Source organism: Bradyrhizobium sp., assembly GCF_049691595.1.
In the GTDB taxonomy this organism is placed as follows: domain Bacteria; phylum Pseudomonadota; class Alphaproteobacteria; order Rhizobiales; family Xanthobacteraceae; genus Bradyrhizobium.
The window spans coordinates 1-12,730 of record NZ_JBAVNZ010000338.1; the positions used below are offsets into that span (position 1 = coordinate 1).

11 protein-coding genes and 1 pseudogene are annotated in these 12,730 nt (G+C 64.9%); 7 read left to right on the plus strand and 5 right to left on the minus strand.

Annotation, left to right across the window (positions count from 1 at the left end; genetic code table 11):
* Window positions 1-398: pseudogene (locus WCE35_RS15065) on the minus strand (polysaccharide deacetylase family protein); the annotation flags it as partial.
* A gap of 336 nt (window positions 399-734) precedes the next feature.
* Here WCE35_RS15065 and WCE35_RS15070 point away from each other — a divergent pair.
* Window positions 735-1,016 carry a hypothetical protein gene (locus WCE35_RS15070; RefSeq protein WP_424594139.1) on the plus strand — a complete coding sequence of 94 codons (282 nt, stop codon included), beginning with the start codon at window positions 735-737 and terminating at the stop codon, window positions 1,014-1,016.
* 118 nt (window positions 1,017-1,134) lie between these two features.
* Window positions 1,135-1,344 carry a cysteine rich repeat-containing protein gene (locus WCE35_RS15075; protein WP_424594140.1) on the plus strand — a complete coding sequence of 70 codons (210 nt, stop codon included), beginning with the start codon at window positions 1,135-1,137 and terminating at the stop codon, window positions 1,342-1,344.
* A gap of 118 nt (window positions 1,345-1,462) precedes the next feature.
* On the opposite strand, the gene WCE35_RS15080 is transcribed toward WCE35_RS15075, so the two are convergent.
* The 4 genes from WCE35_RS15080 to WCE35_RS15095 form a co-directional block, all read right to left on the minus strand.
* Complete coding sequence (locus WCE35_RS15080; protein WP_424594141.1) at window positions 1,463-3,211, minus strand: TRAP transporter large permease; 1,749 nt, start codon at window positions 3,209-3,211, stop codon at window positions 1,463-1,465.
* Entirely contained in the window at window positions 3,208-3,876 is a 669-nt protein-coding gene (locus WCE35_RS15085) for a TRAP transporter small permease subunit (protein ID WP_424594142.1), read from the minus strand. The genes WCE35_RS15080 and WCE35_RS15085 overlap by 4 nt, the downstream gene beginning before the upstream one ends.
* 102 nt (window positions 3,877-3,978) lie before the next feature.
* Window positions 3,979-5,115, minus strand: a complete 1,137-nt coding sequence (locus WCE35_RS15090) for a TRAP transporter substrate-binding protein (protein ID WP_424594143.1) — start codon at window positions 5,113-5,115, stop codon at window positions 3,979-3,981.
* 176 nt (window positions 5,116-5,291) lie between these two features.
* The gene (locus WCE35_RS15095; RefSeq protein ID WP_424594144.1) at window positions 5,292-6,980 is read right to left on the minus strand and encodes an MFS transporter; all 1,689 of its coding nucleotides are present in this window, start codon (window positions 6,978-6,980) and stop codon (window positions 5,292-5,294) included.
* 148 nt (window positions 6,981-7,128) lie between these two features.
* Here WCE35_RS15095 and WCE35_RS15100 point away from each other — a divergent pair, with 148 nt between their 5' ends.
* The 5 genes from WCE35_RS15100 to WCE35_RS15120 all read left to right on the plus strand — a co-directional run.
* Entirely contained in the window at window positions 7,129-8,499 is a 1,371-nt protein-coding gene (locus tag WCE35_RS15100; protein ID WP_424594145.1) for a hydrolase, read from the plus strand.
* Between the two features lie 75 nt (window positions 8,500-8,574).
* Window positions 8,575-9,963, plus strand: coding sequence for a cytochrome P450 (locus WCE35_RS15105; RefSeq protein ID WP_424594146.1), 1,389 nt, complete (start codon window positions 8,575-8,577; stop codon window positions 9,961-9,963).
* A gap of 42 nt (window positions 9,964-10,005) precedes the next feature.
* On the plus strand, window positions 10,006-11,415 hold the full coding sequence (locus WCE35_RS15110) for an adenylate/guanylate cyclase domain-containing protein (protein ID WP_424594147.1): 1,410 nt from the start codon (window positions 10,006-10,008) through the stop codon (window positions 11,413-11,415).
* 256 nt (window positions 11,416-11,671) lie between these two features.
* Window positions 11,672-12,175, plus strand: coding sequence for a TerB family tellurite resistance protein (locus tag WCE35_RS15115; RefSeq protein ID WP_424594148.1), 504 nt, complete (start codon window positions 11,672-11,674; stop codon window positions 12,173-12,175).
* Window positions 12,176-12,233: 58 nt separating this feature from the next.
* Window positions 12,234-12,730: SDR family NAD(P)-dependent oxidoreductase (locus tag WCE35_RS15120; RefSeq protein WP_424594149.1), on the plus strand; the 497-nt coding region annotated here is incomplete at its 3' end.

A 12,730-nucleotide genomic window follows, 5' to 3' on the forward strand; every position in this document is an offset into this window, starting at 1 on the left:
GGCGTATTGTCCGGCCACGGGCCGTCGTCGAAGGTCAGCACCACCTCCTTGTCGGCGAGGAAATCGAGCTGCTTGAAATGTTCGAAGCCGAAGCCGGGCCCGCCGGTGGTGTCGATCACGACGGTACGGCTGACGCCGAGCGCATCGGGATTGGCGCAGGTCGATCTGGGCTGGATCGGGGCCGGCGCGGGCGCTGCCGCCGGTTCGGAAAGCGCGGCGGTGACCTCGATGTCATCCTTCGGCGCCGGTTTGGCGGGCGCGGGCAGCGGCTCGGCTTTCCGGGCGGCGACGGTTTGCGGCGGCTCAGCCCGCGGCGAAGAAGTGGTCCAGAACCATACGCCGGCGATCACGGCCGCTATGGCAACATTGGCGAGCATCAGGCCCAACGCGTTACGCATCGCACGACTTTCCACTTACTCGGGGCATATCAGACGAGCCATTCATGCGAACAAAGTCTTAACGCCGTTTCAACGTGGGGCCCCTGTCGGCCGAAATTTGGCCCGGGCGCGCAGGGAAATCGGCGCCCGGAAAGTGATTCTTTCCACGATTTTTGGCTGCGGCCCGCGAAACGGGGCCCCGCTACCGCCGCAATGCCATCAAAGTCGCGATTCGCGACGCAGAGGCCTCAGTAGTTCCGGCTTGGTGACCGACATCACAGTCCCGGCCTCGGGGTTCGGGCATGGTTGGGACATCAAACAAGGGGCCCCGCGGAGCCGGGCCAATGGGAGCCGACCATGACCGCTTTCTTCACCAGCACCGTTCGCAAGGTCAGTTTAGCGCTGACTTTCGCCGCCTCGTTCTCCGCGCTCTCGTCCACCGCGAGCTTCGCCTTCAGCGCCGAGGCGCAGCAGATGTGCACGAGCGACGCGTTCCGCCTGTGCAGTTCGGAGATTCCGAACATCCCGGCGATCACCTCCTGCATGAAAAAGCACCGCGCCGATCTGAGCAGCGGCTGCCGCGCCGTGATGGACCGCGACCTGGCCGCCCAGAAGCCCGGCACCGTTGCCGCGCAGTGATCTCGGGTTCCGGAAGCGATTGCGCCCATGCGACGCGGCCGCTTTCGTGATGTTTCCACTTCGCTCGAAAACGCTATAGAACGCCGAGGTCGCGTTCATCGAGTGAAGGCTTATCGAGATGACCAGACTTCTTTTCGTCATTGCCCTGGTCCTGACGGGGTCGCAGGCCACGGCGCAGCAGGGACATGACGCCTGCGCCCGCGACGTCTCGCGGTTTTGCCGTGCCCATATCCAGGACGGGGATGCGGTCGTGCTGGCGTGCCTGAAGCAGAACCGTGACCGGCTCAGCAAGGCCTGCCAGAAGGTGCTGGCCGACAACGGGCAGTAATTTCGCAGTCGGCGCCCGGGGCTCGCCGGCTTCCCCCGAGTTTCAAGACGCGCCAACGGGGTGCGTCCGGCAGGGCGGCTGCGCCAGGGCCGCGTCGTGGCGCGGTCGCGGCCATGCCTCATCCGCCGTAGAGGTAGTTCGGCAACCACAGCGTCATCCCGGGCCACAGATACATGATCACCATGCACAGGATGACGATCAGCATGTAGGGCATCATGCCGGCGAAGATCTGGTTGAGCGTGACATGCTTCGGCGCGACGCCCTTGAGGTAGAACGCCGACATCGCCACCGGCGGCGACAGGAACGCCGCCTGCAGGTTGACGAACACCAGCGTCCCCCACAGGATCGGGTCGATGTTGAAGTGCTTCAGCATCGGCAGGAAGATCGGCACGAAGATGATGATGATCTCGGTCCATTCGAGCGGCCAGCCGAGCACGAAGATGATCGCCTGCGACAGGATCATGAATTGCACCGGCGTCATGTTCAGCGAGAGCACCCATTGCTCGAGCAGGGCTTGCCCGCCGAGAATGGCGAAAACCGCCGAGAACAGCGCCGAGCCGACGAACAGCCAGCACACCATCGCGGTGGTCTTCGCGGTCAGGAATACCGCTTCCTTGGTGCGTTTCCAGTCGAGCGTGCCGGCGTGGATCGCCAGGATGAAGGCGCCGGCCGCGCCGACGGCAGCCGACTCGGTCGCGGTGGTGATGCCGAACAGGATGACCGCGAGAACGATCACGGTGAGGATGCCGAGCGGCATCACCGACGAGGTCAGGAGCTTGAGCACCTCGAAGCGTTCGCCGGTCATGCGCCAGTAGGCGCGCACGGTCCACAACATCAGGACGGCCGCGCTGATCCAGAACCAGAGATAGAACTGGAAGTCCGGTCCCTTTTCGGCGGGCGTCTCCGCCGGCGCCGATACGGCGCTGCCCAGTTGCTGCAGGCCCTCGACCGGCCCCGTGGCGGCGCCGGCCTGCTGATGGATGACCACGTACCACCACACGGTCGACAGCGTGATCGCGGTCAGCAGGAACGGCACCAGGGCGATGACGAAATTCTGCACGATCGCCCCGTAGGTCATGGGCTTGCCGTCGGCCTGAAGCGCCTTCGCCGGCGCGGGCGAAACAAGCGCCTTGAGCAGGGCGACGAACATGTTGGGCGAGTAAAGCGCCTCGAATTTCGCGATCCAGGCCGGAACTTTGACGCGGGTCTGCTCCTCCGGCAGCGGCGGCGCGATCTTCGGATCGATCAGCGCCCAGCCGACGATGTAGACAAGGTAGAGAAAGGACAGGAAGAAGCCGGGGAACATCGCCGCCGCGTACAGCTTGACGACCGATTGCCCGGCGACGGCGGCGTAGACGATGATCATCACGGATGGCGGGATCAGGATGCCGAGCGTGCCACCGGCGGTGATGACGCCCGAGGCGAGCTTGACGTCGTAGCCGGCGCGCAGCATCGGGTTGAAAGCGATGACGCCCATCAGCACCACGACCGCCCCGACGAGGCCGCTCGCGATTCCCCAGAACGTGCACACGATCAGGGTCGCCACCGCGAGCGAAGCCGGCACCCGGCGGAACGCCAGCTGGATCGAATAGAACATCTTGTCGACCAGCGCGCCACGCTCCATCACGTAGCCCATCAGCACGAACAGCGGGATCGAGATCAGGACGTCGTTGGTCATCGCGCCGTAGGTGCGCTGAACCATCAGGTCGAAGACGCGGTTCTGGGTCCAGCTATGCGACGGGTCGTAGAACGCGATGAAGCCGAAGAACATCCCGAGGCCCATCAGCGTGAAGGCCGTCGCGAAGCCCATCATGATGACGACGACGATGAGCGCCAGCATCAACAGGCCGAGTGCCGGATCGCTCATGTGTTCAGATCTCCGCCCATTCCGCGCTGACGTGCCATTTCGTCGATTCGCTGCGCGCCCTCGATAGCGAGCTTGCGCGATTCCTCGTCGACATATTCGCTGTGCGCGAGCTGTTCCTCGATCACGTCGATCTCGGCGACGTCCTTCAGCCGGCTCGGCCATTCGCCGGTGCGCAGGCAAACCACGCAGCGCACGATCTCGGCGACACCTTGCAGCATGATCAGCGCGCCGGCGATCGGTATCACCGACTTGAAGTGGTAGACCGGCGGGCCGTCCGCGGTGACATTCGAATGCTCGGCGATCCGCCAGGAGTCGGCGGCGTAGAAGTAGCCGGCGTAGACCAGCGCGGCGATGCCGGGCAGGAAGAACACGATGTACAGCACGAGGTCGAGTGTCGCCTGGGTGCGCGGCCGCATCGAGGAGTAGAGGAAATCGCCCCGGACGTGGGCGTTCTGCGCCAGCGTATAGGCGCCGCAAAGCATGAACAGCGTCCCGTACAGCATGTTGTCCAGGTCGAAGATCCAGGCCGTCGGCATGTTCATGATGTAGCGCTTGAAGACTTCGATACATACGGCGCTCATCAGCAGGATCATCAGCCACGCGGTGGCCTTGCCGACCCAGGTGCTGATGCCGTCGATCGTGTGCAGGAAACTCTGGACGCTCATGGGGTGCGACCGTTCGGCGCGGGGAATCCGATAATACGAAGCACCATTCGGGTCGCGCGCCCGGATGGTGCTTCGTCGGCTTGGAGCATTTTCAGGGCGGCGTCAGATCTTCTTGGCGGCGCCGTTGGCGCCCCAATAGTGGTCATACGCCATGCGGCGGCTCACCACGGTGTCCTGTTCCCACTGCGTCGTCCGCCTGGCGAAGGCGAGCTGCGACTGCAGGATTTCCTTGAACAGCGGATTTTCCGCGGCCTTCTTCTTTACGACCTCGTCGTAGATCTCGAGCTGCGCCTTGAGAATGGCGTCGGGCGTCTTGTAGAACTTGACGTTGTCTTTGGTCTGCAGCTCGACGTAGTCCTGGGAATACCGGTCGATCGCCTTCATCGACATGTCCGCCGAGGCGGCGTCGACGGCGTTGGCGATGATGGCTCGCATCTTTTCCGGCAGGCTGTCGTATTTGGTCTTGTTGAAGGTGATCTCAAACTGCTCGGCGTTCTGGTGGTAGCTCTGCAGCATGCAGACCTTGGAGACATCGGCGAATCCGAGCGCGCGATCCGACGAGGCGTTGTTGAACTCGGCCGCATCGAGCAGGCCGCGATCCATCGCCGACACGATCTCGCCGCCCGGCAGCGCGTTCACCGCGGCGCCCATCGCCGTGAACACGTCGATTGAAATGCCGACGGTTCGATACTTGAGGCCCTTGAGATCATCGACCTTGGTGATCGGCTTCTTGAACCAGCCGAGCGGTTGCGTCGGCATCGGTCCGTAGGGGAATGAGACGACGTTGGCGCCGATCGATTCGTACAGTTTGGCGAGAAGCTCCTTGCCGCCGCCATATTTGTGCCAGGACAGCAGCATGTTCGCGTCCATGCCGAATCCCGGTCCGGAGCCCCACAGGGCAAGCGCGGTCTGCTTGCCGTAGTGATAGACGAGCACGCCATGACCGCCGTCGAGCACGCCCTTGGACACCGCATCGAGCAGGCCGAACGCAGGCACCACGGCGCCTGCCGGCAGCACCTCGATCTTGAGGTCGCCACCGGTCATGTCGTTGACCTTCTTGGCGTAGTCGAGCGCGTATTCGTGGAAAATATCCTTCGACGGCCATGTGCTCTGCCAGCGCATGTTGATGGGGCCCTGGGCGCTGACAACGGTCGGCGCGGCAACCGCCGAGGCCGCGCCCGCCGCGGCAACCTTCAGGAAGCGCCGGCGCGTCGAAGTGTCCTTGGTTGATTTGGTCATGAGATCCTCCCCGTTTCGAACCGGTCTTTGGCCGGTCAGCCGCTATTGTTGGCGGCAAGTCTAGAGGTTTGCGGCGAGGTTTGGCAAGGTTGGCAGCGGCGATGCGGCGTTAGACTTAGGCCCTGCGACATCGATGCCAGTTGCCAGCAGCAAGCAAGTAGCGCGCAGCCGTCGGATCAGGTGCTGCCGCCGGCATTGGTGGCGACCGGCAACACCTCGTTCGCGGCGCGGTCGGGCGTATCTTCCTTCCAGCGTACCGATCCGAACGGCCGCTCCAGCATGCGGCGCACGCGCACCGGATCGGGGCCGAGATGGAATGCTATCGCCTGCTGATGCAGCGCGCGTTCGGATTGGGTTGCGCGATTGCGCTGGCGCAGATAATCGAGCCAGGTCGGGCAATGATAGCGCTCGGTCCACAATTCGGGATCGGCGATGTCGCGCGCGATCGACCAGCCATAGGCGCCGTTGCGCTGGCGGCTGAGCTGCACCTCCTGCATCACGTTGTGAAAGGCGCGGGCGCTGTCCTGGGCGACGCGATACTCGATCTCCACCACCAGCGGCCCGCTGCGCCCGGTGAGTGACAGCCGCACCTCGGGATCGGCGAGCACCTCGGTGGACGCCTCGTTGCGGGCGCCGATCGGCGGCATGCGCAGCCACAGGCCGAGCAGCGGCGAAACCAGCATCAGGCCGGCGGACACCAGCAGCGCGGTTTCCACGCCGGCGATGTCGGTGAGATGGCCCCAGCCCCAGCTTCCGATCGCGATGCCGCCGGCGATCGAGGCCTGGAACGCGGCCAGCGAACGGCCCGCGACCCAGCGCGGCGCCGAGAGCTGCACGCCGATGTTGAACAGCGCGACCGCCAGCATCCAGACCGCGCCGGCGACTACCAGGGCTGCGGCCGTCAGCACCGGCTGCCGGCTCAAGGCGACCGCGGCGATCGCGCCCGCCATCGACACCGCACAGGCGCGCACCGCGGCCTCGCCGCTCATCCGCCGTCGAATTTCGCCGATATTCAGCGCGCCGATCACCGCGCCCACGCCGAAGGCGCCGAGCATGATGCCGTAGGTTTGCGCGCCGCCATGCAGCAAATCGCGGGCGACCAAGGGCATCAGCGCCGATACCGACCCGCCGATAAGGCCGGTGACCAGCGTCCGCGTCAGCACAATGCGGATCGATGGCGAATTGGTGATGTAGCGCACGCCCGAGACGATGGCGCGGTTGAGCCGCTCGCGCGGCAGGCGCGACGGCTCGCTGACCCGCTTCCATAGAAACAGCACCACCATCAGCGGCAGATAAAGCACGGCGTTTGCCGCAAAGGCCGCGACCGCGCCGGCGGTTGCAACCACAATGCCTCCGATCGCCGGGCCGAAACTGCGCGCGATATTGTAGCTGATGCCGTTGAGCGCGACGGCGGACGGCAAGGTCTCAGCCGGCACCTGCTCGCTGACCGAGGCTTGCCAGGCCGGTCCGAACAGCGCCATGCCGCTGCCGACCACGAAGCACAGCGCCAGCAGGATTGGCGGATTGACCAGATGGAGCCACGTCAGCACGGTCAGCGCGGTCGCGCCGATCAGGGCGATCGACAGCGAAACCAGCGCCACGATGCGCCGGTCGTGCATATCGGCGATGGCGCCCGCCGGCATTGCGATCAGCATGACCGGCAGCATCAAGGCGGTTTGCACCAGCGCGACCTTGTCGGCGGAGGACGTCATTTGCGTCATCGCCCAGGCGGCGCCGACGCCCTGGATCAGGATGCCGAGGTTGGAGAGCAGGCTGGCCAGCCAGATGCGGCGGAACACCGAATGCCGCAGCGGGGCCGTGATGCCGTCGGCGGCAAAAGGCGGGCGTTTCGGCGATTCAGTCATATCCAGTTCCGTTTCACCCGCTATGGCTGGCCGATGATCGCTGCCGCCCAAGTGATGCCTGCGAAAACCCTGCTCTGTCCAGTCGTTGCGCCGCTATCTCTGGTGCTACCGCACAGCTAAGGTAGGAAAAGTAACGGGAGGTTGCCAAATGAGACTATCGCGGCGGACGGTCCTCAAAGGCGCCGGAGCCCTGCCTTTGCTGGCCGGCAATTTCAGTTTCCCGGCGCGCGCCCAGATGACGTCGCCGCCTGCCGCGGCGGAAGTTCCACCCATCCTGTTCGTGCATGGCAATGGCGATCACGCGGCGCTGTGGATCACCACGCTGTGGCGGATGGAATCGAACGGCGTTGCGGGCGATCGCCTGTTCGCGATCAATTTCACCGATCCGCTGGCGCGCACCGACGACAAGGTGGAGCAGCCGAACCGCTCCTCGAGCGAAGACCAGCGCCGCGAACTCGGCGAGGCGATCAAGGCATTGAAAAGCCGCACCGGTACGTTGCGCGTCGCGCTGGTCGGCAATTCGCGCGGCGGCAATGCGATTCGCAGCTACATCAGGAATGGCGGCAGCGCCGACGTCAGTCATGCCGTGCTGTGCGGCGTTCCCAACCACGGCGTCTATGATTGGGACGATGGTCTCGGCAACGAGTTCAACGGCCGCGGCCCGTTCCTGCGCGGATTGAACGAGGGCGAGAGCGAGGTGACGCCGGGCACGGCATTTCTGACGCTGCGCAGCGACGGCCTCGACAAATATGCCCAACCCGACGGCCGCTTTGTCGGCAAGCCGGGCACGCCGACCGGAATTACGTCCGAGGGCCCCGCGCTGAAGGGCGCCACCAATCTGGTTCTGGGCGCGATCGATCATCGCGAGACGGCGTTTCATCCGCGGGCGTTCCGCGAGATCCATAAATTCATCGCCGGCCGCGAGCCGTCGCGGATTGAGATCGTGGCGGAAGCGGAGGTCAGACTGAGCGGACTGGTCACCGGCACGCCGGGGGGCGTGCAAACCAATCGGCCGGTGTCCGGCGCGTCGGTGGATGTGTATCGCGTCTCCGCCGAGACCGGCGAACGCATGGGCGGCCCGATCCACGGCTCGCAGACCGGCGCCGACGGCCGCTGGGGGCCGGCGCGGGTCGATCCCGCCTGGTATCTCGAGATCGTGCTGACATCGCCGGGTTCGGTTGTCACGCATTTCTACCGTTCGCCGTTCCCGCGCTCCTCCGACATTGTCCATCTGCGGGCCGCGCGCCCGCTGGGACCGGCAGACGCTGGCGCCGGCGCGGTCATCCTGATGTCGCGGCCGCGGGGATATTTCGGGCTGCCGCGCGATGTCGTGCTGATCGACGGCAAGGAGCCCGCCGACGTGAAGCCGGGTGTGCCGACCGACTCGGTCACCACCTTGCGGCTACCCGCTCCGCAGGCCGGCCGCCCCGTGGTGGCGCTGTTCAATCAGGAGCGGATCGCGGCCCGGGCCTGGCCGGCAGCGGAAAACCGGATTGCGGTTGCCGAACTGACTTATTAGCTGTTCTGTCTATCCCGGCGCCTTCGTGGCGCCCGGATCGAGGCCATGGACCATGGATTGAGGCTCGAGGGACCTGTGAGCATCGCTGAAGCCTATGACACGCCGGTCGCACGCCAGCCACTCGTGCCGCCGAGCCCGCCGCGTGCGCCCGACAACATGACCGCGTTCGGCCGGATCAAGGCGATCCGCGACAGCGTGATCGGCAGCTGGGGCCAGCGCGCCTATCAAGACGACATCATCCGCGGCCGCTTTTTCCGGCGCAGCAGCTTCATCCTCAACACGCCGGATGCGATCCGGCATGTGCTGGTCGACAATTACGAGAATTACACCCGCACGCCGGCGGGCTTCCGCGTATTGCGTCCGATGCTGGGCGAAGGCCTCCTGATCGCCGAGGGCCGTGCCTGGAAACACCAGCGCCGCACCCTGGCGCCCGCCTTCACGCCACGCGCGGTCTCGACGCTGGTTCCGCACATGATAGCTGCGACCGACGAGACCATCGCGAAGCTGAAGGCGGCGGGCAATGCGCCGGTGGATCTGCGCGAGGCGATGCAGCGGATGACGCTGGAGATCGCCGGGCGCACGATGTTCTCGTTCGGCATGAACCGCCACGGCGCCGCCTTGCGCGATTTCGTCATGGAGTATGGCGAGCGGCTGGCCCGGCCGAATTTTCTCGACATGCTGCTGCCGCTGAGCTGGCCGAGCCCGCGGGATTTCGCCCGCGCCCGGTTCCGCAAGCGCTGGACACAATTCGTGCGTCTGCTGATCGACGAGCGCCGCGCCGCCGGAAAGAACGATGACGCACCGCCGCGCGACCTGTTCGACCTGATGGGCGCGGCGCGCGATCCGGAGACCGGCGAGGCCTTCACCGACGAACAGCTCGGCGATGAGGTCGCGACCATGATTCTCGCAGGACACGAGACGACCGCCACGGCGCTGTTTTGGGCCCTCTATCTTCTCGCGCTTGATCCCGCCACCCAGGAACAACTGGCCGTGGAGGTGAGGGGAACTGCCGGCGACGGCGCGCTCGATATCGAGCGGCTGAAATTCACCCGCGCCGTGGTCGACGAGACCATGCGGCTCTATCCGCCCGCGTTCCTGATCGCGCGCGCGGCGGCCGGACCTGATGTGATCGCGGGCATGGCGGTGAGGAAGCACGATGTCATCATGATCGCGCCCTGGCTGTTGCACCGGCACGAAAAACTGTGGCGCGATCCGAACGCGTTCCTGCCGTCGCGCTTCATGACGGCTACGCCGCCCGATCGCTTCGCCTATCTGCCGTTCGGCGTCGGCGCGCGCGTCTGCATCGGCGCGCATTTCGCATTGGTGGAGGCAACCCTGGCGCTGGCCAGGATCATCGGCGCATTCCGCGTCGGTCTGATCGACCAGGAACCGGTGATGCCGGTCGGCGTGGTGACGACGCAGCCGGATCGCTCGCCGCTGTTTACAATCTCGGCGCGGGCCTGAGGCCTTGCGTCGGGGCCTCGGCAATCTCATCTGGGCTTCGGCATGAGTGACATCCAGGCGCAATTTTCGGTGCTGAAGCAGACCACCGATCCGGCGGTGGCCGATGCGATCCTGCGCCTGATCGAGCAGGGCGCGGACCACGAGCTCAACCGGGTCAATGTACTTGATTTCTCGAAGCGAACCGGATTGGACGAAGAGCGGGTGATTTCCGGCTTCCTCCATGCCTCGCGGCTTGGCCTGTTCGAATTGACCTGGAACGTGCTGTGCCCCGGCTGCGGCGGCGTGCTCGATGCCCACTCGACGCTGAAGTCGCTGCGCCACGACGATTACCACTGCGGCCTCTGCGCCTGCGGCTATGAGGCCTCCGTCGACGAGCAGGTCGAGGTCGCCTTTACCGTCAGCCCGCGCGTCCGGCGCATCGCGGCGCATGATCCGAACACGCTCCCGGTCTGGGAATATTTCAAGCAGATTTTCTGGAGCTCCGGCGTCGACTTCAACAAGGAGTCATTTGAAACGCTTTCCAACGAGGTGGTGCTGGATACGCTCGAACTGCCGGCCGGCGAGAAGGCGGTGCTGTCGCTGCAACTGCCGCCGCAATTCATCATCGTGTTCGAGCCGGTGACCCATGCCGCGCAGTTCATCGATGTCCAGGGCGAGCCGACCAGGGAGCGTCAGCATTTGTCGCTGATGTACAACAAGATCCAGGCGCCGGTCGGAACCATCACGATGCGCCCCGGCCCGCTGCGGCTGTCGCTCGACAATCAGGCCGGCGTGCGGGTGCTGCCGTCGGTCTTTGTCGCCGCCGAAGCGCTTCATCTTTTGATCGGCAAGCGCAAACCGTTCCTCACCGCCAAGCGGATGCTGACCAACCAGACTTTTCGCGACGTCTACAAGGCCGACAATCTCAATATCGATCAGCGGCTGAAGATCACCTCGCTGACCTTCCTGTTCACCGATCTCAAGGGATCGACCGCGCTGTATGAGCGGGTCGGCGATCTCGCCGCCTTCGACCTGGTGCGCGCGCATTTTCATGCGTTGCTGGAAATCATCTCGTCGGAGCGCGGCGCGGTGGTGAAAACCATCGGCGACGCCGTGATGGCGACCTTCATCCGGCCCGAACACGCGCTTGCCGCGGGCTTGCGCATGCGCTCGGCGATGACGGCGCTGAACGCCAGGCGCGGCACGGAAGACCTGATCGTCAAGATCGGGATTCATGAAGGCCCGTGCCTGGCGGTGATGCTGAACGAGCGGCAGGATTATTTCGGCCAGACGGTGAACATCGCGGCGCGGGTGCAAAGCCTGTCGACGTCGCAGGAAATCCACATCACCGGGGTGGTGATCGATTCGCCGGCGGTCGCCTCGATCCTCGAGAGAGAGGCCATCACGCCGATCCAGAAGCAGGCGGCGCTGCGCGGCATCGCCGACAAGATGGTGGTCTATGAGATTCCCTAGCCGTCGCGAACGCGGTCAATATTCCGGCCCGTCATTGCGAGGAGCAACGCGACGAAGCAATCCATTCTTGCCTTGTTGCCGCTGGAATCTTCGTCGCGTTACTCCTCGCAATGACGTTCCCACGGCAGAGGTCGCCGGGAGTTGATGCGGTGATCTGAACCGGCACGGATTGCGCGGGCCGATTTTCCGTTCCATATATCTGTGGTGGCCGCCGCTCGGGCGGCAGGCAGGCTTCACCGCTATCGCAGGCAGATCAATGCTGGACGGACTTCGCCAATTCATTGCCGACATTGTCTCGCCCAATTCGCAGCAGGACCGGGCGTTCGGCGATACCGATTATCGTCTGGCCGCGACCGCGCTGCTGGTTCACGTCGTCTCGCTCGATGGCGAACCGAGCGAGGTCGAGAAGCGCAAGTTGCACAGCCTGATCGAAAGCCGGTTCGGGCTCGGTCACGGTATGGCGGACAAGTTGATCGCGTCGGCGACGCTGGTCGAAGGCGAGGCGGTCGATCTCTATCATTTCACCAGCGTCATCATGCGTTCGGTGGATGGGGAGGGCCGGCGGCGCATCGTCGAGATGATGTGGGAGCTGGTCTATGCCGACGGCCAGGTCAGCGAATTCGAAGACAACGTGATGTGGCGCGCCGCCGACCTGCTGGGTGTTTCCTCCCACGACCGCATCGATCTCAAGCATCGGGTGGCGGCGCGGCTGGCCACCCGCCCCAGCGGTGCGTCCGACGTCGCAGACGCAGCAATGTGACACGCATGGGCTTGACTCCCGCCATCGATCGCGCTCATTCGCGGATGAAGAAACATTAATGTGTGCTGCCATTTGCCGCTGTCGCCGCGATAAGCCTGAAAATGCCCGCATTCCGGCGCGCGTCGCGGTGGGTTTGCGTATCGAAATGCTTGCGGGTGGCTTGCAACCCACAGTCAGCTTATGCTCTCGTCCCGCCGTTCGCGGCAGATCCTGCAATTGGAACCAAGAGCATTCAATCGTGACCGAGCGTGTGACGCTGATTACCGGTGCATCGGCGGGCATCGGCGCCGAAATGGCGCGGGTTTTTGCAGCCAACGGTCATCGCGTGGCATTGGCGGCGCGCCGCGCGGATCGCCTGACGCTGCTGGCCGGTGAAATCGCAGCCGCGGGGGGCGCCCCGCCGATCGTTATTCCCTGCGACCTTGAACAGCCTGACGCGTGCGACCAGATCGCGGCGGCGCTGCAAGCGGCCGGCGCAGAGGTTGAATACGTCGTCAATAATGCGGGCTTCGGCGTGTTCGGTCTCGCCGTCAAAGGGGATCGCGCCGAGCAGCT

What these genes read in the sequence shown, in the direction of transcription:
- WCE35_RS15070 (WP_424594139.1), top strand. Translation starts at nt 735, where the DNA reads ATGACCGCTTTCTTCACCAGCACCGTTCGCAAGGTCAGTTTAGCGCTG.
- WCE35_RS15075 (WP_424594140.1), top strand. Translation starts at nt 1,135, where the DNA reads ATGACCAGACTTCTTTTCGTCATTGCCCTGGTCCTGACGGGGTCGCAG.
- WCE35_RS15080 (WP_424594141.1), bottom strand. Translation starts at nt 3,211, where the DNA reads ATGAGCGATCCGGCACTCGGCCTGTTGATGCTGGCGCTCATCGTCGTC.
- WCE35_RS15085 (WP_424594142.1), bottom strand. Translation starts at nt 3,876, where the DNA reads ATGAGCGTCCAGAGTTTCCTGCACACGATCGACGGCATCAGCACCTGG.
- WCE35_RS15090 (WP_424594143.1), bottom strand. Translation starts at nt 5,115, where the DNA reads ATGACCAAATCAACCAAGGACACTTCGACGCGCCGGCGCTTCCTGAAG.
- WCE35_RS15095 (WP_424594144.1), bottom strand. Translation starts at nt 6,980, where the DNA reads ATGACTGAATCGCCGAAACGCCCGCCTTTTGCCGCCGACGGCATCACG.
- WCE35_RS15100 (WP_424594145.1), top strand. Translation starts at nt 7,129, where the DNA reads ATGAGACTATCGCGGCGGACGGTCCTCAAAGGCGCCGGAGCCCTGCCT.
- WCE35_RS15110 (WP_424594147.1), top strand. Translation starts at nt 10,006, where the DNA reads ATGAGTGACATCCAGGCGCAATTTTCGGTGCTGAAGCAGACCACCGAT.
- WCE35_RS15115 (WP_424594148.1), top strand. Translation starts at nt 11,672, where the DNA reads ATGCTGGACGGACTTCGCCAATTCATTGCCGACATTGTCTCGCCCAAT.